This is a genomic window from Tyzzerella sp. An114 (genome assembly GCF_002161055.1).
GTDB classification, from domain to species: domain Bacteria; phylum Bacillota; class Clostridia; order Lachnospirales; family Anaerotignaceae; genus Fimicola; species Fimicola cottocaccae.
Window position 1 is genome coordinate 192,850 of record NZ_NFLT01000006.1, and the last position, 25,365, is coordinate 218,214.

At 31.0% G+C, this 25,365-nt stretch carries 22 protein-coding genes; 1 reads left to right on the forward strand and 21 read right to left on the reverse strand.

The window, feature by feature from the left end; all coding sequences use genetic code 11:
• Nucleotides 1-25: 25 nt before the first annotated feature.
• Nucleotides 26-313: a hypothetical protein gene (locus tag B5E58_RS07920; RefSeq protein WP_088109146.1), complete on the reverse strand. Its 288-nt coding sequence runs from the start codon at nt 311-313 to the stop codon at nt 26-28.
• Nucleotides 314-512: 199 nt separating this feature from the next.
• Here B5E58_RS07920 and malQ point away from each other — a divergent pair, with 199 nt between their 5' ends.
• Nucleotides 513-2,129: a 4-alpha-glucanotransferase gene (gene malQ / locus B5E58_RS07925; RefSeq protein ID WP_088109147.1), complete on the forward strand. Its 1,617-nt coding sequence runs from the start codon at nt 513-515 to the stop codon at nt 2,127-2,129.
• Between the two features lie 43 nt (nt 2,130-2,172).
• Here malQ and B5E58_RS07930 read toward each other — a convergent pair whose 3' ends face one another.
• The 20 genes from B5E58_RS07930 to B5E58_RS13445 all read right to left on the reverse strand — a co-directional run.
• Entirely contained in the window at nt 2,173-3,132 is a 960-nt protein-coding gene (locus B5E58_RS07930; protein ID WP_088109148.1) for a peptidyl-prolyl cis-trans isomerase, read from the reverse strand.
• Between the two features lie 80 nt (nt 3,133-3,212).
• Nucleotides 3,213-6,710 carry a transcription-repair coupling factor gene (gene mfd / locus B5E58_RS07935; protein WP_088109149.1) on the reverse strand — a complete coding sequence of 1,166 codons (3,498 nt, stop codon included), beginning with the start codon at nt 6,708-6,710 and terminating at the stop codon, nt 3,213-3,215.
• Nucleotides 6,711-6,717: 7 nt separating this feature from the next.
• On the reverse strand, nt 6,718-7,287 hold the full coding sequence (gene pth / locus B5E58_RS07940; protein WP_088109150.1) for an aminoacyl-tRNA hydrolase: 570 nt from the start codon (nt 7,285-7,287) through the stop codon (nt 6,718-6,720).
• A 195-nt stretch (nt 7,288-7,482) separates the two neighbouring features.
• Entirely contained in the window at nt 7,483-8,040 is a 558-nt protein-coding gene (locus B5E58_RS07945; protein WP_088109151.1) for a hypothetical protein, read from the reverse strand.
• A gap of 36 nt (nt 8,041-8,076) precedes the next feature.
• Nucleotides 8,077-8,625: a response regulator gene (locus B5E58_RS07950; protein ID WP_088109152.1), complete on the reverse strand. Its 549-nt coding sequence runs from the start codon at nt 8,623-8,625 to the stop codon at nt 8,077-8,079.
• The gene (locus B5E58_RS07955; protein WP_330395626.1) at nt 8,622-10,532 is read right to left on the reverse strand and encodes an ATP-binding protein; all 1,911 of its coding nucleotides are present in this window, start codon (nt 10,530-10,532) and stop codon (nt 8,622-8,624) included. The genes B5E58_RS07950 and B5E58_RS07955 overlap by 4 nt, the downstream gene beginning before the upstream one ends.
• A gap of 299 nt (nt 10,533-10,831) precedes the next feature.
• Nucleotides 10,832-15,130 carry an acyl-CoA dehydratase activase-related protein gene (locus tag B5E58_RS07960; protein WP_206608565.1) on the reverse strand — a complete coding sequence of 1,433 codons (4,299 nt, stop codon included), beginning with the start codon at nt 15,128-15,130 and terminating at the stop codon, nt 10,832-10,834.
• Between the two features lie 27 nt (nt 15,131-15,157).
• Nucleotides 15,158-15,772 carry a TetR/AcrR family transcriptional regulator gene (locus B5E58_RS07965; RefSeq protein WP_088109154.1) on the reverse strand — a complete coding sequence of 205 codons (615 nt, stop codon included), beginning with the start codon at nt 15,770-15,772 and terminating at the stop codon, nt 15,158-15,160.
• 341 nt (nt 15,773-16,113) lie between these two features.
• The gene (locus B5E58_RS07970) at nt 16,114-16,527 is read right to left on the reverse strand and encodes a hypothetical protein (RefSeq protein WP_088109155.1); all 414 of its coding nucleotides are present in this window, start codon (nt 16,525-16,527) and stop codon (nt 16,114-16,116) included.
• A gap of 4 nt (nt 16,528-16,531) precedes the next feature.
• Nucleotides 16,532-17,953 carry an aminotransferase class I/II-fold pyridoxal phosphate-dependent enzyme gene (locus B5E58_RS07975; RefSeq protein WP_088109156.1) on the reverse strand — a complete coding sequence of 474 codons (1,422 nt, stop codon included), beginning with the start codon at nt 17,951-17,953 and terminating at the stop codon, nt 16,532-16,534.
• Nucleotides 17,943-18,443 (reverse strand): prolyl-tRNA synthetase associated domain-containing protein, encoded by a 501-nt coding sequence (locus B5E58_RS07980; protein ID WP_158097705.1) that lies wholly within the window; start codon nt 18,441-18,443, stop codon nt 17,943-17,945. The genes B5E58_RS07975 and B5E58_RS07980 overlap by 11 nt, the downstream gene beginning before the upstream one ends.
• Nucleotides 18,444-18,474: 31 nt before the next feature.
• Nucleotides 18,475-19,314: a 16S rRNA (cytidine(1402)-2'-O)-methyltransferase gene (gene rsmI, locus B5E58_RS07985; RefSeq protein ID WP_088109158.1), complete on the reverse strand. Its 840-nt coding sequence runs from the start codon at nt 19,312-19,314 to the stop codon at nt 18,475-18,477.
• Nucleotides 19,315-19,326: 12 nt separating this feature from the next.
• Entirely contained in the window at nt 19,327-20,076 is a 750-nt protein-coding gene (locus B5E58_RS07990) for a tRNA1(Val) (adenine(37)-N6)-methyltransferase (protein WP_088109159.1), read from the reverse strand.
• The gene (locus B5E58_RS07995) at nt 20,066-20,953 is read right to left on the reverse strand and encodes a PSP1 domain-containing protein (protein ID WP_088109160.1); all 888 of its coding nucleotides are present in this window, start codon (nt 20,951-20,953) and stop codon (nt 20,066-20,068) included. The genes B5E58_RS07990 and B5E58_RS07995 overlap by 11 nt, the downstream gene beginning before the upstream one ends.
• Nucleotides 20,954-21,949, reverse strand: coding sequence for a DNA polymerase III subunit (locus tag B5E58_RS08000; protein ID WP_088109161.1), 996 nt, complete (start codon nt 21,947-21,949; stop codon nt 20,954-20,956).
• A gap of 17 nt (nt 21,950-21,966) precedes the next feature.
• Nucleotides 21,967-22,293: a cyclic-di-AMP receptor gene (locus B5E58_RS08005; RefSeq protein WP_088109162.1), complete on the reverse strand. Its 327-nt coding sequence runs from the start codon at nt 22,291-22,293 to the stop codon at nt 21,967-21,969.
• Nucleotides 22,294-22,322: 29 nt separating this feature from the next.
• Nucleotides 22,323-22,940, reverse strand: coding sequence for a dTMP kinase (gene tmk / locus B5E58_RS08010; RefSeq protein ID WP_088109163.1), 618 nt, complete (start codon nt 22,938-22,940; stop codon nt 22,323-22,325).
• Between the two features lie 132 nt (nt 22,941-23,072).
• Nucleotides 23,073-23,618, reverse strand: a complete 546-nt coding sequence (gene spoVT, locus B5E58_RS08015) for a stage V sporulation protein T (RefSeq protein ID WP_088109164.1) — start codon at nt 23,616-23,618, stop codon at nt 23,073-23,075.
• Nucleotides 23,619-23,745: 127 nt separating this feature from the next.
• A complete protein-coding gene (locus B5E58_RS08020) occupies nt 23,746-24,540 on the reverse strand; it encodes a hypothetical protein (protein ID WP_088109165.1) in 795 nt (264 codons plus the stop codon).
• 3 nt (nt 24,541-24,543) lie between these two features.
• Nucleotides 24,544-25,365, reverse strand: an 822-nt coding sequence (locus B5E58_RS13445; protein WP_158097706.1) for a hypothetical protein, incomplete at its 5' end; no start/stop codon positions are given.

Below are 25,365 nucleotides of genomic sequence, written 5' to 3' on the forward strand. Positions count from 1 at the left end.
CATTTTACGACAACATTTTATAAAATTAATTCATAGTAATTCCATCGACAGATGTATTATATCCATTGGCAGTTCCATTTCCAGAACCATTTAAAACACTGTTATAGCCTGTTCCGTCTCCTGTATCACTTCCAAGTCCGTCACCATAACCTGTTCCATCATTATAAGAAGCATATCCATCACTGTTATCTATATAATCATAATAGTAACCAGATGTATATTCTTCATTGTTTTCAACAGCATTTCCATCATCGGAGCAACCTGAAAATAAAGCTATTGAAAGACCTAAAACCGTTAATATTTTATATTTCATTAATTTTTCCTCCTTTATATAAAGAGAATTTTTATACATATATATTTTTCTTTGAAATATACAAAAAATACTATGGTTACTATGGTATTGCATATAAAATATGGAATTTAATAAAATTTTTTGTTATTTGTTATTAATGACATAAAACTTAAAAATTGCTAAAATTTAATTGATTACAATTAAAAAGGAGGACGGAAATATGAGTTTTTTACGTTCAAGCGGAATACTTTTACACCCTACAAGTTTCCCTTCACCTTATGGTATAGGTGACCTTGGTGAAAGCGGATACAAATTTATTGATTTTCTTGAAAAAGCCGGTCAAACTCTCTGGCAGGTACTTCCATTAGGTCCTACAAGTTTTGGAGACTCTCCTTATCAGAGTTTTTCCACATTTGCAGGAAATATACTTTTAATAAGCCCTGACACACTTATAAAAAAAGGACTTCTTGATGAAAGTATAAAAAATGAAATACCTACAAATATTTCAGCTACAAAAACAGAATATGGAAATGTTATAAAGTATAAAACAATATTATATAAAAAAGCCTTTGAAAATTTCAAAAAATCAAAGGATAAAACATTAACAGAAAAATTTAATAAATTCTGTGAAGATAACAAACACTGGCTTGATGACTATGCACTTTTTGTGTCTTTAAAAGATTACTTTATAGAAAAAAGAAAAATGGAGTGGGAGTCAAAAGAATTTAAAGCCTTTTGTAAAAAAACAGAAGATAAACTCTCTGAAAATGTTCAGAAGGATTATTATTATGGAGCTGTATGGAGCACATGGCCTTCCGGTCTTGTAAAGAGAAACTCTGCTTCCATAAGAAAATGGACAAAGGAGCTTTCAGACTCTATACTTTACTATAAATTCCTTCAATTTGAGTTTTTTGAAGAATGGTTTGCTCTCAAAGAATATGCAAACAGTAAAAATATAAAAATTATAGGAGATATTCCTATATTTGTTGCTTATGACAGTGCTGACGCATGGGCAAATCCTAAAAATTATTATATGGACTCTGAAGGTTTCCCACAGCTTGTTGCAGGAGTTCCACCAGACTATTTCTCAGCAACAGGACAGCTTTGGGGAAATCCTCTTTATAAATGGAGTGAACACAAAAAGAGCGGTTACAAATGGTGGATTGCAAGAATTGAAGCTGTACTCTCAATGGTTGATATAGTAAGAATTGACCATTTCAGAGGTTTTGAAAGCTATTGGGAAGTGCCTTTTGGTGAGGAAACAGCAATAAACGGAAAATGGACAAAAGGTCCAGGAGCTGACCTTTTTGCAGCTGTAAAAAATAAATTAGGGGAGCTTCCTATCATAGCAGAAGATTTAGGAATTATAACTGATGAAGTTTCAGCTCTTCGTGATGAATTAAAATTCCCGGGAATGAAAGTTCTTCACTTTGCCTTTGATGACTCTCCAAACAATGATTATCTTCCTCATAACTATGACAAAAATTGTGTTGTATACACAGGAACTCATGACAATGACACAACTTTGGGCTGGTATACAAATGCAAGAGATAACGAAAAAGACAAAATGAGAAGATACTTAAATGTAAGTGGAGAAAATGTATCTTGGGACCTTATAAGACTTGCTATGTCATCAACAGCAGTATTCTCAATATTCCCACTTCAAGATGTAATGAAACTTGGAGACTATGCAAGAATGAATACACCTTCTGTGGCTGGCGGTAACTGGCAATGGAGATATACAGAAGATATGCTTAAAGATGAATATGCAGAAGGTCTTTTATATTTAACAAAACTTTTTGCAAGAAAAACAGTTATAGAAAGTAAAGAAGATTAATAAACAAAAAATGCGTCGATTAAATCGACGCATTTCTATTTAATTATTGATTAACTTTAATCTGATTTAAAATTTCATCATTTTTTTCTATTTTAACATTTTCAGACCATTTTTTATACTCATCTGTAAAAAGCTGTTGTTTAGCATTTTCAGTATACATCTGTTCTGCCATAGATTTAAGTTCTTCCTCTGTTGACTCCTCAATGTTTTCAACTTTTATAATATAATATCCGTCTCCGCCATCAAGTGCACTTGATATTTGTCCAGCCTGAACATCAAACTCAACACCAAATAAACTTTCTAAAGTACCTTTATATGTTGTTTCTGATTGATTTATCATACCTTCCTGTTCTTCATACTCATCAAAGAGAGTATCAAAGTCAGTTCCTGAGTTATATTTTGAAATAACTTCTTCAGCTTTTACTTTATCACTTACAAATATACTCTTTATAGTATATTTTTTATAATAATTTTGTAAATCACCTTTCACAGATTCATAATAAGCATTAAAATCAGCTTCACTAACTTCAAAACTGCTTGTAACACTATTATAAACTTTACTGTAAAGAGTTTGGTCAATCATTGTATTTTCAACATCTTCAAGAGTTATACCATTATTTTCAGCATACTCTCCAAGAGTCTCAAAAGATTTTTCCGCTTCACTTTTAGCAGATGAAATTTCATCTTCTGTCAAAGAAACTCCCAACTCATTAGCCTTCTGATTTGAAACTTTAACAAGTTCAAGAGCATTTATAGCACTGTTTTTTGCAACATCTTCAGCAGTCATTCCTTCAAAATCAGTCTCCCAAATATCACTGCCTCCAACAGACTCAAAATTAAGTCTTGCCTCATTAAGATATACCATAAATTCCCCTTTAGATACTTCCTCATCATTTATTTTGAGTACATATCCATCATTACCTTTAGTACTATTACCACAACCAGCAAAAAGCATAATTGCAGACATAACACACAAGGCTGTCTTTATAAACTTTTTCATCATACACACACCCACTTTAAAAAATTAGATTATATTCCATCAGTTAATATATTATACAACAAAATATTACCCAATAAAACATATTACAAATCCTGTAACACATTCTTAATATAAGTAAGAGCTGTTATTTTTTCCTTAGGATTTGTTTTTATTGTAAGATAAGGATTAGCTCCAGATGTAAAAAGATATCTGCTTTTATTTTTATTTATAAGTTCTGTAAGTTTAACAGGGTCTATTTTTGCATCAGGTTTAAATGTTATAACAATATTATTTCCCTTCTGAACAATATTTGTAACCCCTCTTTTATGGGCTTCCGCCTTGACAAGTACAACTTCTAAAAGATTTTGAACACTTTTTGGAATATCTCCATATCTGTCTTCAATTTCCTCTTGAATATCATAGTAATTTTCCATTGATGACACAAGAGATATTTTTTTATAAATCTCAAGACGCTGTTTTTCGTCATGTATATAAAAATCTGGTATAAAAGCATTTATATCTATGTCCATTGATGTTTCAAAGCTTTCTGAAACTTCCTCACCTTTAAGTTTTCTTACTGCTTCATCAAGAAGTTTACAGTACATATCATACCCAACACTTTCCATATGACCATGCTGTTCAGCTCCCAAAAGGTTTCCCGCACCTCTAAGTTCCAAGTCACGCATAGCAACTTTAAAACCTGAACCAAACTCAGTAAATTCACGTATTGTCTGTAAACGTTTTTCAGCAACTTCATTTAAAACTTTATCACGCTTATACATCAAATAGGCATAAGCAATTTTATTTGAACGACCAACACGACCTCTAAGCTGATAAAGCTGTGAAAGCCCCATATAATCGGCATCCTGTATTATTATTGTATTTACATTTGATATATCAAGTCCCGTCTCAATAATTGTTGTACATACAAGAACATCAATTTCACCTTCTATAAATTCACTCATAATTCTTTCAAGTTCACGCTCTGTCATTTGACCATGGGCATAAGCCACAACAGCATCAGGTACAAGATTTTGAATTTTTAAGGCAACTTCTGCTATATTATGGACTCTGTTATTCAAATAATAAACCTGTCCTCCTCTTACCAATTCTCTATTTATAGCCTCTTTCACAAACTCTGGATTATCTTCAAGAACATAAGTCTGAACAGGTCTTCTCTCCTGTGGCGGTTCTTCAAGGACACTCATATCTCTTATACCTGCAAGGCTCATATGAAGTGTTCTTGGAATAGGTGTAGCTGTTAAAGTTAAAACATCAACATTTTCTTTAAGTGTTTTAAGTTTTTCTTTATGATTTACACCGAAACGCTGTTCCTCATCAACAATTATAAGTCCCAAATCTTTAAATTTAACATCTTTTGATAATATTCTATGAGTTCCTATTACAATATCAGCATAACCCTTTTCAAGGGCATTTAATGTTTCTTTCTGTTGTTTTGGTGTTCTAAATCTGGAAAGAAGGTCAACTCTCACAGGATAGTCCGCCATTCTCTGACAAAATGTATTATAATGTTGTTGTGCAAGTATTGTTGTAGGAACAAGGTATGCAACTTGTTTTCCGTCTTGAACAGCTTTAAAAGCGGCACGTATAGCAACTTCTGTCTTGCCATATCCAACATCACCACATATAAGTCTATCCATAACTTGAGTACCTTCCATATCTCTTTTAACGTCCTCAATAGCCAAAAGCTGGTCCTCAGTCTCATCATAAGGGAATGACTCCTCAAACTCTCTTTGCCACATATTATCTTCAGAATATTGAAATCCCTTTGTAGCCTGTCTTTTTGCATAGAGCATTACTAAATCCTGTGCAAGAACTTTTACAGCAGAACGAACTTTATTTTTAGCCTTTGACCATTCTTGACTTCCAAGTTTATTAAGCTTTGGTCTAGCTCCACCATTTCCTATATATTTCTGAATTAAATCCATCTGATTTACAGGAACAAATAAATTTCCACCATCGGAATAGGATATTTTCATATAGTCTTTACTTATTCCCTCAACAACAATTTTTTCAAGACCTCTGTAAACTCCTATACCATGGCTCTCATGAACAACATAATCACCAACCTTTAAATCTGTAAAGCTTTCAATAGGTGAACCTTTTTTATTTTTCTTTTTAGTTTTTTTCTTTTTAACATCTCCAAAAAGCTCACTCTCAGAGAAAACAGCAAATTTTATATCAGGATACTCAAAACCTTTTCCAAGTCTTCCTCTCATAACAGCAACAGAACCCTTTTGAATTTCACCTTCAAAATCTGTTGTATAATAACTTTCAATACCTCTTTCAGAAAGTTCTCTCACAAATCTTTCACATCTTGTCTGTGCTCCTGCAAGTATTAAAACTCTATAACCATTATTTTTAAGATATGAAATTTCATCACAGAAAAGGTCTAATCTCTGACTAAATGAAGATGATGTTTTTCCTGCTATATTTATAATATCTTTAATATTAAAATCTTTAATATTTACTGTTACAGTTGTAAAAAGAATTTGCGTTTTTTTCTCTGCAAATTTTAATATGTCATGGTAATCAAAAACCATTGTACTTTGATTAGGTAAAAGATAGCCTTTTTCTATACGACTTTTAATACTTTCACTGTACTCATCAAAAATATTTTTGCTATGTTCTGCAATTCTTTGAGGTTCATCAAAATATATAACAGTGTTTTCGGGCATATAATCAATGAGACTTACAGTATTTTCATAAAAATATTGTATATAGCTTACAGCACCACCATAAGATTTATCTTCTGAAAATTTTTCTATATCCTCATTAATATATTCAAGAAGTCTTTCAGCCTCCTCATTATGTCCCTTTTTTGCATATTTTTCAGTACAAATTTTAAGTTCTGATTTTATTTTTTTAAGGGCATTTTCAAGTTCTTTTTTGCCATAAACCATTTCCCTTACAGGAAATAACTTTGTCTCATCAACCTTCTCTATTGACCTTTGAGTATCTGCGTCCATAAGTCTTATACTGTCTATCTCATCGTCCCAAAGCTCAATTCTCACAGCTGTTTCCTCTATTGGTGAAAAAATATCTATAATTCCACCTCTAACAGAAAAACTTCCCCTATTCTCTGTTATATCATTTCTTTCATAACCCATCAAAACAAGTCTTTCACAAAGCTCTCCTACATTGATAACGTCCCCTTCTTTGAGAGTTATGATATACTTTTCAAACTCACTTTTATTAAGCAATCTATCAAAAAGAGCTTCTGCCGAAAGAACAACAGTAGGTCTTTCATTTTTCATAACCATATCTATTACAGAAAGTCTTTTACGAACAATATCATCACTTCTAACATCAGCACTATAAAAAAGAATATCCTTTGAAGGATAGTACATACAATTTTTATCAAAAAACTGCATATCGTTACATATTTCTTTTGCTCTAAGCTCATTATGAGTTATTATTAAAGCTGGTGTATCTGTAATTTCTCTTAAAGCTCCAACAATATGATTTTTTTGAACATCAACAACTCCTGTCACAAGAACAGGAGAAACATTATTTTGAACATTGTAATTAAGTTTTTTAAATCCTTCAAGTTCTAAAAGGGGTTTTACAAATGTATTCAAACTTAAATCACCTCAATTTTTGGTTTGTTTTATTCATTGCCTCTTTGACACCTTCAGAAAGTATAATTTCAACAGCAGAAACAGCTCTGTCAATTCCTCCCACAAGAGCCGCCTCATCATCTTTTGAAAATTTACTTAAAACATAGTCTGCCAAATCCCAACCAGCAGGTTTTTCACCAACACCAACTTTTATTCTCAAAAACACATCAGTCCCTAACTGACTTATAATATTTTTAATACCATTATGTCCTCCGGCACTACCTTTTTCACGTATTCTTGTACCACCAACAGGTAAACTTATATCGTCATATATAACAATAAAATCTTCCACAGGTATTTTATAAAAATTTAAAATCTCTCTTATACTCTCTCCACTAAGGTTCATATATGTTTGAGGTTTTACAAGCATAACTTTTTTATTTTTTATACTTCCCTCACCAATAAAGGCTTTATGTTTCAATTTTGTCATACTAATATTATAATCATCAGCCAATTTATCTATAACTCTAAAACCTACATTGTGCTTTGTACCTTCATATTTTGAACCAGGATTTCCAAGACCTGCTATAACTATCATATTAATCCTCCTAAATTTTAATAACGACTTATGGGGCTCCTTTATTACACATGGGGTATAATAAAAGCAGCCCTTTTTGAATTCCATATAATATTATACACAAAACAAAAATAATAACAACAAAAACGCCCTAAAATATATATCTCCAAATTAATAAGACATATATTTAAGGACGCTTTTATAACATTTTAATATTTATGCTACATAGCTTACATCAACAAATGATGACACAGCTTTTTCAAAAGCATTATATTCTTTTACATTATAAAAAACTGCATTATCAAAATCCTCATTTTTGAAATTATTATACTGTAATTTTCTATCATTAAAATATACAGTAGCAGTTTTTGAACGATTTTTTTCTATACATATATTTTTAAGTCTATTAAGGTTCATATATGTTGTTACATCACACTGACCTTTTTTTCTTCGAACAATAACTCTCTTGTTTGTAAGAATATAGAACGTATTTTGGGCATCTTTTCTACTGTCATATAAAGGTTTTATTGCCAAAAGTATTCCACAAATAATAATAACCAATGTTACAACTTTTCTTATAGTGTCACTAACAACACCATTATAGTACTCGAAATATTTTACACCAAAAGAAATACTAAACATACAAAATATCCATTTAAGAACAAGAAATTTTTTTGAGACATATTTAATAAGTTTTGTTCTACATGGTTTACCTTGCCATAGTATAACTTCATCATCTTCAATATTATTTAATATAAAATTTTTAGTTTTCATAAATAAAACTATCTCCTGATAAAGTTAAAAATATATTTAAAGACTAAGAATATCTTTTATTTTAATAAATTTTTCAGCCTTTTCATATTCTTTTTTATCTTTAAAGATTTTTGCCAAAATATTATATATTTCTGGGTTTGCCGGATTTTTTAAAAACATCTCATATACTTTTTCAAGTTCCTTATCAAAATCACTTTCTTTTTCTCTTTCATCACCACCACAAGAGAAATCAAGATTAAGACTTTGCAAAGTATTTTTAAGTCTCTCTGCCGTAAAAGGTTTTTGGAGATATGAAACAGCACCCAGTCTCGTACATTCAACAGCATTCTTAATTGTAGGGTAAGCAGTTATAATTATTACAGGGGTATTTATGCCCTTTCCTCTTATTCTCTTTAAAACTTCTGTGCCACTAAGTTCTGGAAGTTTTATATCAAGAAATATAAGGTCATAATTAAAATCCTCAAGAAGTTTCATTCCTTCAATACCATTTGTAGCTGTATCTGCATTATATCCTGATATTTCAAGACATTTTGTAAGCATAATACGAATATTTTTGGTATCGTCTATAATAAGAGCTTTTCTCATACTAAATCACCTTTATCCAAATTATTTACAGGTAGAATAAAAGTAAATGTACTCCCCCAATCAACACTACTTTCACACCATATACGACCTTTGTGTCCGTCTATAATATTTTTAGAAGCCGAAAGACCTATGCCGCTTCCTCTAACTTCAATATCACAGCCGGATACCTGAACATATTTTTCAAAAACTCTATCTATAAAATCCTCAGGTATTCCCATACCTGTATCACTTACAGATGTTTTAACAAAACCATTCTCATAAAAAGAGCGTACTGTTATAGTATCATTTTCCTTTGTATATTTCAAAGCATTTGATAAAAGATTATTCAAAACCCATTTTATTTTTGACTCATCAGCAATAATAAAAGGTATATTTTCATCAATATATGAATAAATCTCAACTTTATTATTTTTTGCGATATTTTTAAACTGTTTAAGAGACGAATTTATAATATCTTTCATATTACACTTTGAAAAATTATAAACACCTTCAGCTGACTCAATTTTAGAAAGTTCCAAAAGGTCATTAACAAGAGTACATAGTCTATCACTATCCTCTTTTATAGTGTTTATAATTTCAATCTGTTCCGAATTAAGTTTATCCCCTCCAACAATAGAAAGTAAATCCGCCCCCATAACTATTGATGTAAGAGGTGTTTTAAACTCATGGGACACAGTTGCAATGAAATCACTACGCATTTTTTCAAGCTCTTTCATCTCTGTTATATCATAAAAAACTATTATTTCTGAAAATTTTTCATCATTTCCATTACAATAATGGAAAGGTGTAACCATAACATTATAATATTTTGTTTTTCCGTTTTTTATAAATTTCACAATCTGTTCAGAGAATTTTTCTGACCTGTAATTAATTTTTGAAAGTTCATCAAAAAGTCCTCCAGAAGAAACAACCTCAAGAAAATGTTTTCCAAAGGACTCCTCTATTGTTGTAGAAAAAAGCTTTTCAAAAGAACGGTTCATAAGGGTAATATTAGATTTTTCATCTATAATCACCATAGGCTCTGTAATACTCCTCATGACCGCAAAAGTTCTGTTTTTTTCCTCCATAAGACTTCCCATTGTGCTTTGCTCAAACTCCGAAAGTCTTTGCGTCATATTATTGAACTCGGTACATAAAACACCAAGCTCATCTCCTGCCTCAACAGCAGTCTTTCTGTTCATATTTCCCTGTCTTACGGATTTTATATTTTCCGTAACCTCATAGATAGGTTTTAAAAGCCTATTTGTATAAAACTTAGAAGTTATATAACTTATTCCTCCTGTAATAACAAAGAGGCTAAGCAAAATTTTTATTGAAAGTTGAATAACATCTGTTGCTTCATTTTGTCTTGCAAAAAGAGCTTTTTCATTCGACTCTAAAAGCTCATTTAAAGCACTATTTGTACTAGTATAGAGTGGGTATATATTTTCATTAAAATATTCAAGTTTTTTTTCCGTTTCCTTCACACCATCAATTTCAAGGGACATAAGCTCATCAAAGCTATCCCCAAAACTTTCATAACAACCTGATATCTCCTTAATAATTTCAACCTCTTTTGGTATAACCAATGTCTTATACTCCTCACTGTAATTAGACATAAAAGTTCTATCATACCCATCAAAGTTTTCACGGTGAACCCTGCTGTTTTCATTATCATAAATATAAAGCATTATTTCCAGTTTTTGAGCATCAAGGGCTTCCTTCATAGAGGTTATACGCTCAATACTGTTATAATTTGTAGTAATAAGATTTGTTACAGATTGTCTTATAGCATACATATTCCAAAGGGAGGCCGCCCCCAGAATAAGCATTACAATAATAAGACTTATATAAAGCATTGAAATCTTAAACTTTATTGACTTTTTTTCATAGCCATGAACTCCTGTAAATAATAGATGAATAAAAATTTAAACCTTTGGACAGTTTAACATACTCTATTATCATTTAAGATTATAATATTGCTGTAAATATTAAACAATCAATTAAATTTAGAGTAAAAAAGAGAAATTGGGAGAAAAACAGAGTATATAGTTTAAAATACTATAATTTCATTCTATATACTACTGCTAATCCTCCAAAAAACTAAAATTTATAACAATTATAAAATTCGTTAAAACTATACAAAGTCATTGATATATAATATAAAATTATTGACAAAAAAATTTATTAAAAAAGGACTTTCAATTAAGAAAGTCCTTTTTTATATTTAAGCCTTTACACTCTTATTTTGTGGTTTAACATTATAGTTTGAAGAATGTTTCTTTTTAGAATAAGCCTCATCTCTATAAAGATTTTTCTCTGCACTGGCAAGCATAAGTTTAATACGGTTAAGCTGATTAACTTCACTTGCACCTGGGTCATAGTCTATTGCCACAACATTTGAGAGAGGATATCTTCTTCTAAGTTCTTTTATAACACCTTTTCCAACAACATGGTTAGGAAGACAACCGAAAGGCTGTGTACAAACTATATTATTTACGCCTGTATGTATAAGTTCCATCATCTCACCTGTAAGGAACCAACCTTCTCCAGTCTGATTACAAAGTGAAACAATAGGTTCTGCCATCTCTCCAAGCTCTCTTATACTTACTGGAGCATCAAATCTCTTGCTTTCACTTAAAGCTTTTATCATAGAACTCTGATACATCTCTATAACTTTTATGACAGCTTCTGCAACCTTTTTACCTTTCTTTGTGCCACCAAGGAATTTTTCCTTCTGAACACTATTATAAGCACTGTAAAGGGCAAAACCTGCAAGGTCAGGAACAACAGCTTCTGCACCTTCTTTTTCAAGAAGTCCAACTATGTCATTATTTGCTGTTGGGTGGAATTTAACAAGAATTTCACCAACAACTCCAACTCTAGGTTTAACTTCATTTGTAATTTCAAGATTGTCAAAGTCTTTTACAATATTTCTTATATTTGAATTAAATTTAATTATATTTCCACTTCTAACATCTTTCTTTACAATGGCATTCCATTTTTCATAGAGTGCATTTGCAGAACCTTCAACTTTTTCATATGGTCTTGTTCTGTAAAGAACACGCATGAACAAGTCGCCATAAATAAGTCCCTGAAGTGCTCTATTTATTAAAGCTGGTGTAAACTTCATACCAGGGTTTTTCTCTATTCCTCCAGCACTTACAGCTATAACAGGAATTTCACCCATTCCAGCATTTTTAAGAGCTTTTCTTATAAATCCAAGATAATTTGTAGCACGACAACCGCCACCAGTCTGGCTTATAAGTAAAGCAACTTTGTCTTTATCATATTTTCCTGAATTTACAGCATTTAAAAGCTGACCTACAACAATAAGGGCAGGATAACAAGCGTCATTGTTAACATATTTAAGACCTGTATCAACAGCACTTCTATCCATAGCAGGCATAATTTCTATGTTATATCCACAGGACTCAAAAACATCTTTGAATATATCAAAATGTATAGGTGACATCTGCGGACAGAGAATAGTATAATTTTTCTTCATTTCTTTTGTAAATATAATTCTCTTTAATGAAGCGTCAGCTTTTTTAATTACAACGCCTTTTTTCTTTCTATCTTCAATAGCTGCAATAAGAGAACGAACTCTTATTCTTGCAGCACCAAGGTTATTAACCTCGTCAATTTTAAGAGAAGTATATATTTTTCCTGCTGCTGTAAGTATATCTTTAACTTCATCAGTTGTTACAGCATCAAGACCACAACCAAAAGAGTTGAGCTGAACAAGTTCAATATTCTCTTTTGTTTTAACAAAGGCTGCTGCCTCATAAAGTCTTGAGTGATAAGCCCACTGGTCACGAACAACTAAAGGTCTTTCAACTTTTCCAAGATGAGCAACACTGTCTTCTGTTAAAACAGCTATATTATATCCTGCAATAAGTTCAGGAATACCATGGTTTACTTCTGGGTCAGTATGGTATGGTCTACCACTTAAAACAATACCTGTTATACCGTGCTCATCAATATATTTAACAGCTTCCTCACCTTTTTTATGCATATCATGTCTGAAAGCTGTCCATTCATTCCAACCTTTTTCAACAGCTTCTTCAATTTCATGAGCTGTAATTCCAAACTTTTCGAACTCCTCAAAAAGTCTCTTTTTAAGTGAGTTTTTATCTCCCATATTTATAAATGGGTTCATAAATGTTATATTTCTCTCACGAAGTTCCTCAACATTGTTCTTTATATTCTCAGAATATGAAGCAACAATAGGACAGTTATAGTTATTATCAGCCTCAAGTATATCTTTTCTCTCAAAAGGAGCTCCTGGATAGAATATAGTATCAATTCCCTTTTCAATAAGGCTCATAATATGACCATGAACAAGTTTTGCAGGATAGCAAACTGACTCACTAGGTATTGACTCAATACCTTTCTCATAAAGTTTTTTATCTGAGAGAGGAGAAAGTTCAACTCTAAATCCTAAATCTGTAAAGAATGTAAACCAGAAAGGATAATCCTCATACATATTAAGAACTCTAGGAATACCTATTGTTCCTCTTCTCGCTAAATTCTCATCAAGAGGTTTATATACTTCAAAAAGTCTGTGAAGTTTATATTTAAAGAGGTTAGGAACATCACTGTTTGTCTTATTAAGTCCGAGACCTCTCTCACATCTATTACCTGTAATAAATCTTCTTCCACCTGTGAAATTATTTATTGTCAAAAGACAATTATTTGTACAACGTCCACATCTTGCAAGAGTTGTTTTTATTTCAAGGTTATTCATAGCCTCTTTGCTTATAAGTCTTGTCTCATAGCCTTCTTCATATTTATCAAGGGCAATAAGAGCAGAACCAAAAGCACCCATTATACCGGCAATATCAGGTCTTACAGCCTCTCTGCCAGATATAACCTCAAAACTTTTAAGTACAGCATCATTATAGAATGTACCACCCTGAACAACTATACTTTTACCTAAAGCCTTAGGGTCAGAAATTTTTATAACTTTCAATAAAGCGTTCTTTATTACAGAATAAGCAAGTCCCGCTGAAATATCTCCAACTTCCGCTCCTTCTTTCTGAGCCTGTTTAACTCTTGAGTTCATAAATACAGTACATCTTGAACCTAAATCAATAGGATTTTTTGCAAAAAGAGCAATTTTTGCAAAGTCTGAAACACTGTATTTAAGAGAGTTTGCAAATGTCTCAATAAATGAACCACAGCCAGAAGAACAAGCCTCATTTAAAAGAACACTGTCAATTACATTATTTTTAATTCTTATACATTTCATATCCTGTCCGCCAATGTCAAGTATAAAGTCAACATCTGGCTTAAAGAAACTAGCCGCTCTATAATGGGCAACAGTCTCAATATATCCAAGGTCAACCATGAGAGCCTCTTTTATAAGACCTTCACCGTAACCAGTTACACAGGAATTTTTAATTTTAACATTTGGAGGGAGTATTGAATAAAGCTCATTAAGACTCTTTATAACAACATTAAGAGGGCTTCCCTCATTACTTCCATAGTATGAATATAAAAGTTCTCCAGTATCACTTACAAGAGCAACTTTTGTTGTTGTACTTCCCGCATCAATACCAAGGAATGCTTTTCCCTCATAATCACTTAAATTTCTTCTCTTAACTTTATCTTTGTCATGTCTCTCTTTAAACTGTTCATAGTCTTTAACATCAGTAAAAAGTGAGTCAAGACGACTAACTTCCATTTTAAGTTCTTTACTGTTGTTAAGTCTGTCTATAAGTTCATCAAGAGTTAAAACAACTTTTCCTGTACAACTTACAGCAGTACCAAAAGCCGCAAAAAGATGAGAGCTTTCAGGAAGAATTGTTGTTTCTTCTGTAAGTTTAAGAGTATCTATAAAACGCTGTCTAAGCTCTGAAAGGAAATGTAAAGGTCCACCAAGGAAAGCAACATGACCTCTTATAGGCTTTCCACAAGCAAGACCGCTTATTGTCTGATTTACAACAGCCTGAAATATTGAAGCTGCCAAGTCCTCTTTTGCAGCACCTTCATTTATAAGAGGCTGAATATCTGTTTTCGCAAAAACACCACAACGTGATGCTATTGGATATATTACTTTATGATTTTTAGCAAGCTCATTAAGACCTGAAGCGTCAGTTTTTAAAAGTGAAGCCATCTGGTCAATAAATGAACCTGTACCACCGGCACAAACACCGTTCATACGCTGTTCAATACCATTTTGGAAATATATAATTTTAGCGTCCTCACCGCCAAGCTCTATGGCAACATCTGTCTGAGGAGCAGAAACTTCAACAGCCTTTGCAGTAGCAACAACTTCCTGTATAAAAGGAACTTTAAGCTCATCAGCTATTGAAACACCGCCACTACCTGTAATCATTGCTGTTATATCTATATTTCCTAAAACTTCTCTAGTCTGTGAAAGTATATCCTGTAAAGTTTTCTTTATTTCTGAAAAATGTCTTTTATATCTTCCAAAAATCATTTCATTATCGTCATCGACCGCGACAACTTTTATAGTTGTTGAGCCTATATCAATTCCGACCTTAACAATTTTATTTATATCCTTCAATGTTTTGTCCTCCTTAAATTAAGTCTGAATTTCATTCCAGATTTGCCCAAATGTAAGCTCGTACTTATCAATAAGTTTTATTTCGCCGTCAATAAAGTTCAATGCTTGCATACCATCTTTGAGGGCATATAATGCTGTTGCTGTATTTTCTGAATTTATTTCCCTTTTAACTGCACCACAAAGTTTTCCCTCGTCAATAATTTCAGCTGTAAGTTTTATCATCTCACGGCTGCACCTGCATCTTAAATCTGACAAGTAAGGATAACGCTTCATACATTCATACACAAGAAAAAAGAAATTTCTTGTATTTATATTTTTAAGTCCTGTATAAAGCTCGCCAAATTCATCAAAATCAGGTGTTCTACTGTAACAAAACCAAAGTTTTTCTTTCGGGTTACTCAATTTATCATCATTTATCTGTGCCCTAAGTCTTTCCAAAGGTTTTTCAAAAAAAGGACATATATACTTATTTATGACCTCGTTTATAAGTTCGTCCTTACTTGCAAAATGATGATAAAAACAGCCCTTTGTAACACCAGAAACTTTAATTGCCTCATTTGCGGATGATTCACCTATACCGTCCCTCAAAAAAAGGTCAAATGAACTTTTTAAAATAGCTTCCTTTGTACCCATAAAATCTCTCTCTTTCTTCTGCCTGTTTTATCAGACCGACTGGTCGGTTTTTTGAATCACTAGGATTATATCATTTTATTTTAAAACTGTACAGAATATTCCTTTTCGACATCATATTATATAAAACACATAAAAAAGACATAGTTTAATTAAGAATTCTGTAAAAATATAAGGATTTTTGCATATGTACAGTTAGTATATTAAACAATATCATTTTGATTTTTATCCAAATTTAGACAAGATTTATCCTGAATTATCGTAAAATATTTTAGGTTAATTTTTTATAAAATTTATTAAAATAACAATAAAAAAGAGATGTTCTTTTTGAACATCTCTAATATTTATATAATATTTTCTTCTTCTATATGTGATATAGCGTCTACAAAACATATAATCATTTTATTTTCCGTTAAAATACATATTGTGTCAAAATCGTTTTTGCCCATAAATCTTCCTTTTATAACACTGCTTTTTCCCTTTTCACCGCTTGTTACAACTTTTACATTCATTCCACGTTTAAAAACACTACCTCTGAAATAAAAATTTTCAATGGGAAAAAGAGTTTTACATTTTTCAATAGTTTCATCTGTATCAATGCCATTATGTTTCATATAAAACATTTCTCCATCATTTTTAAATAGAAAAAATCCAGGCATAATAACATTTCTTATTATAACTATTATAACAGTAAGAACAAAAGCAAGACTTCCTGCAAAAACTATGTCATAAAAATCAATATATTCAAAAAAATCCATAAAATCACTTCTCTTTCTGACACAACACCTTCACACCAAAAGACTCATCAACACCCAAAACATTTATACCTTTATCAATAAACTCACAAATACATTCTAAAGCCTTTGATGTAATAACTTCTCCCGGACATAATACAGGTATACCCGGAGGATAAGGTATCAAAAAATCACCACATATTTTTCCAACGCTCTCATAAAGTGAAACTTTCTCTTTCTCTAAAAAATACGCTTTTCTCAAAGACACAGTCTGAAAAATATCAACATTACAATAGTTTAAAACACTGCTTTTTTCATATTTTATATGTTTATCAATATCACAAAGAGCATTAAAAAGTCTTTCAAAACCTTCTTTTGTGTCTGCAACAGAAGTCATAGCTATAATATGATTTCTTCCAACAGCTTCAAGCTGTATATTATACTTTTCTATCAATATTTTATTTATATACTCTGTGCTAGTATCATTTACAATAAAAACAAGTTTGCCTTTATCGTAAGACTTTACACCGCATATATTTACAAAATCTTCACCAATAATTTTTATATTTTTAAGTGTTTTAAATTTTTCTCTATATTCTTTTAAAGTATCAACATATTTATCAAAATAATATTTTCCTTCTTTTTCTATAAAATCACAACATCTATCAATAGATGACATAAAAATATATGAAGGACTTGAACTTTGAACCATAGCAAGAGCAGATTTTATATTTTCAATATTTACTCTATCACCCTTAATATGCATAAGTGCTGTTTGAGTTACAGAAGGCAATGTTTTATGAACACTTTGTATTACAATATCAGCTCCAAGTTTAATTGCACTTCCAGGAAAATAATCATTAAAATTAAAATGGGCACCATGAGCCTCATCAACTATAAGAATAGCATTATTTTTATGTACTAAATCAGCTATTTTTTCAATATCAGCAGTAAAACCCTCATAGGTTGGACTTGTTATAAAAACAGCTTTTGCATCAGGATTTTCACATAAAGCTTTTTCAATACTTTCCACAGTAACTTGTCCAACAATTCCAGTATCATTAAAAACTTCAGGATAAACATATCTAACATCAGCACCAGACAAAACTATTCCAGAAAATACACTTTTATGGCTGTTTCTAGCAACAATTATTTTATCACCATCACCACAAACACTTAAAATAGCAGCCATATTCCCGCCACTACTTCCATTTACCATAAAAAATGTATAATCGCTTCCAAAAAGTTTTAAGGCTCTCTCTTGAGAGTTTTTAATCATTCCTTCTGGATTATGAAGATTATCATAATCATCTATCTCTGTTATATCAAACTTATACACATCAGAAAAGGAACACAGCCTTCCCCCTTTATGCCCCGGCATATGAAAAGGATATCTAGGGTTTTTGCTGTATTCATCCATACTTTCAAAAATATATTTTTTACTGTTCAATTTCTACCACTCTATATGTATGACCTGTGTAAGGAAGTATTTTTTCCAAAAGGTCACTTAATTTTATTATAACTGTGGCAGTATTTACACAAGGGTGAATTGCAATTCTGTCCATAGCCATAACATCTTTATCCACAATAAAGTTGACAACTTTGTTAGTATCCTGTATAAGTCCTAAAGGTGTAACAGAGCCGGGAAGAAGTCCCAAATATTCTTTCATATACTCATCTTTTGCAAAAGTCATTCTAGGAACACCAAGCTGTTTTGAAACTTTTCCACTGTTAAAACGTTTTTCACCAGGCATAAGTATGAGATAGAACTCTGTACTGTGTCTTGTGCTCATAAAAAGATTTTTACATATTTGAAGACCCATTTTTCTGTCAAGTTCTTCTGCTGCCTCTATTGTATATATAGGTTCATGTTCATAAAGTTCATATTCAATTCCAAGTTCTTTTAAAACTTCGTATGTTCTTTCTTGTGATGAAATCACAGTAATTACTCCTTTATAAATTATTTATCTATTATTTATGAATATATGCATATATATCTCTTTTTGAAACTCCTCTGTCTTTTGCTACTTGTTTCATAGCTTCCTTTTCAGACATTCCCTTTTCTGTATACATAAGCATATGTTCATCTATTGTCATTTCCTCAAAGGACTGAATTTCATTTTTTCTCAGTTCTTCTCTTGAAATTCCCTCAACAACTACAACAAACTCACCTTTAGGCGGATTTGTATCATAATATTCCATAAGTTTTGAGAGAGGTTCTTTTTTGACCTCCTCATATTTTTTAGTAAGTTCTCTTATACAAGCTATATTTCTATCACCTAAAGCATTATAAAGTTCTTTCAAAGTATCTTTAAGATGATGAGGTGCTTCATAAAATATAAGAGTTCTTGTCTCATTTTCTATTGATTTTAAAACTTCACGTCTTTCTTTTTTATCATAAGGCAAAAATCCCTCAAAAGAAAAACGTCTTGTGGGAAGTCCTGAAAGTACAAGAGCTGTTATTCCTGCAACAGCCCCTGGTGCAACAGTGACATTTATACCCTCATCACGACATAAAGCAATCATATCAGCTCCCGGGTCAGATATTCCCGGCATACCTGCATCAGTGACAAGAGCAATATTTTTTCCCTCTTTAAGCATTTCAACAAGTTTAGGACCTTTTGACGCTTTGTTATGCTCATGATAACTTGTAAGAGGTGTATGTATATCAAAGTGATTTAAAAGCCCTAAAGTATGTCTTGTATCTTCAGCAGCAATAACATCACATTCTTTTAAAAGTCTTAAAACCCTTAAAGTAATATCCTCAAGGTTTCCTATGGGAGTTGCACAGAGATAAAGTGTACCGTACAATAATTCCCCCTCCTATTCATAGTATATTTTATAAACCTCATCTGTATATGTTCCATCACTGTTATATACAATAAGAGGAGCCATAACTTTAAGCCATGATTTTGAATTTCTTACAGCTTCAATCAAAATCATAGAAGGCTCTTTATCAATATAAGAGTGTATAAAACGTAATTTTTTAGGTTCAAGTTTATTTTCTCTAAGTTTAAACATAATATCAGAAAGTCTGTGAGGTCTGTGAACCATATAAAACCTTCCGCCATTTTTCAAAAGTTTTGCTGCCCCTTTTATAACATCATCAAGACTGCAAAGTATTTCATGTCTGGCAATAGCTTTTGGTGTAAAATCATTTTTAAGACCTCCACCATCATTCATATAGGGAGGATTTGAAGTTATAACATCGAAAGACGCCAATTTGTACATACTAAGAACATCTTTAATGTCACCTTGGTCAATATCAATTTTATCTGAAAGACCATTAAGTTTTACACTTCTTCTTGCCATTTCAACACTTTCTTCTTGTATCTCTAATCCTGTAAAATGATTACCTTCTGTTTTTGCCTCAAGCAAAATAGGTATTATTCCTGTTCCTGTACCCATATCAAGAACATTTTCACCTTTTTTTACAGTGGCAAAACCACTTAAAAGTACAGCATCAATTCCAAAACAGAACTTTTTAGGGTCTTGAATTATTTTATAACCTTTTCTATGAAGGTCATCAACCCTCTCATAATCATTTATAAAAACATCTTTATCAGTCATCATATTTATCTCCAAGAAGTTTTTCAAGTTCCTTTTCAGCCTCGTCCTGTTTAGCCTTCTTTTTGCGTTTTATAACTTTTATTTCATCAACAGCATAAAAACCTATTGTAGGTGCATCATTTTCTGTTTTTCTAACAGCAGCTTTCACAACCTGCATAAGAACATTTGTTGAAAGTATTTCACCATTTCCGTCTGGTGTTGATATTATATCTCCAACATTAGGAAGTTTTTTATTAAGTTCCTCGTAAACGTCCTCTTCATATTTGAGACAACACATAAGACGACCACATATACCTGAAATTTTTGTTGGATTAAGTGAAAGACTTTGTTCTTTAGCCATTTTTATTGAAACAGGGTGGAAATCTCCCAAAAATGTGGCACAACAGAGAGGACGACCACATATGCCTATACCATTAAGCATTTTAGCCTCGTCACGAACACCAATCTGTCTTAATTCTATTCTTGTTCTAAATATAGCAGCAAGCTCTTTTACAAGCTCTCTAAAGTCAACTCTGCCATCAGATGTAAAGTAGAATATAAGTTTATTATGGTCAAAAGTTATTTCCACATCTATAAGTTTCATATCAAGTTGATGTTTTGATATTTTTTCAAGACAAACTTCAAAAGCCTCATTCTCTTTTATTTTATTTTCAGCAGCAAGGGCTGTATCTTCATCAGTAGCTACACGTATAACTTTTTTAAGAGGAAGAACAACATCTTCATCAGGTACAAGCATATTACCCTTTATTACAGAACCATATTCAACACCTCTTGCAGTCTCTACAATAGCATAACTTCCGGCTTCAATAGTCTGTCCGTCAGGGTCAAAATAATATATTTTTCCTGCCTTTTTAAATCGTATTCCTACAACTTCTATCATTTAATAACTCTCCTTTAGTTTCATAAGAAGAACTTCCATACAGAGACGGAAGTTTACATTCTTTAAAAGCTGATTTTTAGCCTCAAGACAGGCTTCTGCCTTATCTATAATACACTCAGCACTGTATTTATTGGCTTCTTTAAAAATTATATCTTTTTTATCTTTCTGTATAATATATTTATCATCTTTTAAAACTTTTGCTGATAACATATCTCTGTACCACATATACATTATATCTAAAAGACCTTTTTCATTTTTATACTCCTCAATATACTTTACAGAGTCACAAGCATAAAAATCATTTTTACCATAAAGATTTGTTATTGTATTTATAATATTTTCACGCATTTCTATAAACTCTGATGACTGGGACATCATAAGAGCTCTTCCTATACTTCCCCTTGAATATTCAGCAAAAAGCTCTATTTTCTCATCAGGTATCTCTGTATATGTTCTTATATAATTTATAACCTCACCATTTGAAAGAGGACGTATTTTTATATTTACACATCTTGAAAGTACCGTTGGCAAAAACTTTTCAGGATTTCTTGCCAAAAGTATAAAAACACCATACTCTGGAGGTTCTTCAAGAGTTTTTAAAAAGGCATTTTGAGCCTCTTTTGTCATATCATCAGCATTTTCAATTATAAATACTTTATATTTGTATTTATAAGGTTTTATTGATACATTCTCTATAACTTGCTCACGAATATCATTAACACCTATTGATTTTGTTTTTCCCTTTTTAGGTTTAACATAGAATATATCGGGATTATTTCCATTTTCAAAGCTTTTACAACTTATACAGTTACAGCAAGCATCAGTTTTGCCTTCCTCACATAATAAAGTTTTTGCAAAAGTTTCTCCAATCAAAGTTTTTCCACAACCTTCATCGCCACTTATTATATAGGCATGGGAAACTTTATTATAAAATATTGCATTTTTTAAAAGTTTTATTATTGTTTGGTTACCCGTTATATTTCTAAAGGTTCTCATATATACTATCTCCAAAATCAGAATTTTCTGAACTCTGAAACATCAACAACAAAAACTGTCGCTCCACCTACAACAATTTCAATAGGTCTTGAAACATACCCTTGAACACCACCATAAGGAGTTTCTATTGTTGTAAGCTCTTTTCTACTCTTACAACATCTCTCAAATATACTCATAACTTTTTCAACAAGTCTATCCTCAACACCTATAAGAAGTGTTGTATTTCCAGCTCTCAAAAATCCACCTGTTGATGAAAGTTTTGTAACAAAAAAACCTTCCTCACGAAGTGTGTCCATTGTATTTTTAACATCATCATCATGTATAATTGAAATTACAAGTTTCATAAAACATACCTTCTCTCTAAAATTAATAATTACAAAATTTTATTAATATATTCTATTACCTGTTTATGTACATCAGAAATACTTTGTGAAGCATCAACTCTTTTTATTCTCTCAGGATATAATTTCAAAAGATTTTGGTATCCATCATAAACTCTTTTATGGAAATCTTCTTTTTCTTTCTCTATTCTGTCAAGCTTATGCATATTTTTTTTGCGTTTAATTCCTTCTTCCGGTGTTATATCAAAATAGAGTGTAATATCAGGAGTTATACCACAAACAGCATATTTATTTATATCTTCTATTAATTCTCTTGAAATTCCCCTTGCAGAAGACTGATAGGCAATACTTGAGTCTACAAATCTATCACATATAACAATTTTACCTTCTAAGAGTGCCGGTTTTATTTTTTCATTTACGTGCTGAGCTCTTGAGGCTGCATAAAGCATAGCTTCTGTAATATCGCTCATCTCACTGTTTTCTGTATCAAGTATTATCTCTCTTATTTTTTCTCCTATTGGTGTACCACCTGGTTCTCTTGTAACCAAAACATCTCTACCTTTTTTTGAAAGATATTCTGTCAAAAGTTCTATCTGTGTAGATTTTCCTGCTCCGTCTGTACCTTCTATTGTTATAAACAAGCCTTTCATAAATAATACACCTCTGCAATAAAAATTATCTTATCTATTTTACCATAAAACACAATCTTTTAAAACTGAATTTTAACACCTAAAAAAGTGAAAGCCTTTTTTGATTTAACAAAAAAGGCTTTTTTTTAAATATCATTGTTCCATTTGTTTTCCTAAAAAACCGGCTGCTGTCTGAGCCAATTTACCTTCAACTTCTCCCATAGGTCTGTCATTTGATAAAAAGAGCACAGCACCCATAACATCTCCCTCGGAAATAATAGGAGTTATAAGCTGACTGTTATAAACATCTTCCAAATCGTCTTCCAATATAGGTACAAAATTGCTTTCATTTCTCTTTGCAATAACTGTGCTTCTCTGATTTATACATTTTTCAAGGTCAGCACTTATATGTTTTTCATAAAAATCTTTTTTAGAACCACCAGAAACAGCTATAATATGGTCTCTATCAACAATACAAGTTATATGTCCTGCTGCCTGTGCAAGGCTTTCAGCATATTCCTTTGCAAATGTTCCAAGTTCACCTATTGGTGAATATTTCTTTAATATTATTTCTCCTTCTCGGTCTGTAAATATCTCAAGAGGGTCTCCCTCTCTTATGCGAAGTGTTCTTCTTATTTCTTTAGGTATAACAACCCTTCCAAGGTCATCTATTCTTCTGACAATTCCTGTTGCTTTCATAAAAAAACTCCTCCACTTTTAAATTATGTCTGTAATTGTATTATTTGTAAAGTAATACAAAATATACACAAAATTTTAATTGTAGAAATATCATATTTTTCCATAAAAGCAAACTATATAATTATTATCAGATTACAAAGAAACCAAAGTTTATACACAATAAAACACCAACTACAATTCCTGCTATAAAACACATTAAACCTACAAATATTAAAATTGAAATATTTTGTTGTTTATAAGTTTTAAAATTATTCTTTTTAACACTATTTTTATTAGTTGGTTTAGGATTATATCTAAAATTATTTATTACAATATTCAAAAAATCTTTTACATATTTTCTATTCTCTTTATCTCTAAGACTTTCTAAATCAAATTTTTCATATCCATAATATTCAAGTCTCATAACAGTTCTTTTTATAACAGTATCTAAAGAATTAACACCATAAAAATTACTATAATCAGCTTCACTTTGTAATTTAGAAAGCATGTCCCACATTACAGCAGGAAAACCAACTCTGTCATCAATAGAGCCAAAAGCTGTAAAAACATCAACAGAAACTTCAAGAGCAATATATTTATATTTGCTGTCTGTTTCAAAACCAAAACATTCCATATTGTCTTGTATAATTTTTATTATTTTTTCACTTATATCTTTACGACTAACCTTTTCATCGTCACGTTCTCTCAATGAACAAGGATAAATAAGACTCCAGCCTAATATAAAACCTTTTTTCCACAAATTATTTTCATCAAAATCAATATTTTTAAGTTCTTCAATATATAATTTTGCTAATTTTCTATAAATATCAATATTTACTCTTGTTTCTTCCAGAAATCTTTCATAATATTCTTTAAATTGTTCATAGTAATTAATTTCTTTAAAAGCTCTATAAAACTCATCAATGCTAATATTTTTACCCATAATTTATACCCCTTCTATTTGTGCCACAATATTTTTTATATTATCAATTTCACGTTGAGAATTTGTATGCCAATTGACAGAATACAGTCTATAAATATTCCAACCTTTATTTTTTAACACATCTGGATAAATAATTTCTCTATCACCAATATTATTTTTAAATTCTTTAAAATCATCAACAATAATACCCAGTGAATACTTATCTCTATTATTTGATACAATTCCTATATCAATTTTAAATTTTCCTTTTCCTATATTTGTATTTACATCAAAACCTTCTTTTATCAAATATTTTGCAATATTATCAATCATTGAATTATTTTTAAATACATTTTCATTGTTATAACAAAATTCTTTATTTGATAAATCCAAAGTATTTTCAACTATATTTTCATAGTCATATTTAAGTGTTTTTTTAGGCACATTCATAATAATAGCCCTTTCAAATATACTTTCAAAATATGTATCAAATTTAAAAGTATCATCACCAAAAATCAAACATCTTTTACCATGAAAAATAGGTATAAGTGATTTATCAACAGACAAATTAAAACCTTCATCAATAATAACAACATCAAATTTATCAAAATCTAAAGGTATATATTTAGATACAAAATCAGAACTCATAATCATACATGGATAAATTTCTCTTATTATAGAAGGCATACTATTAAATATACTTTCTATACTTCTATCTTTATTTCTATGTATAAACTTTTGTAAATTAGTAAATTCAACTCTATTTTCATTAAAAACATTTTTAATATTTTCAATATATACTTTAATTATATTATTTTTTATATCTTTACGCAGTCTTTCTTCTTC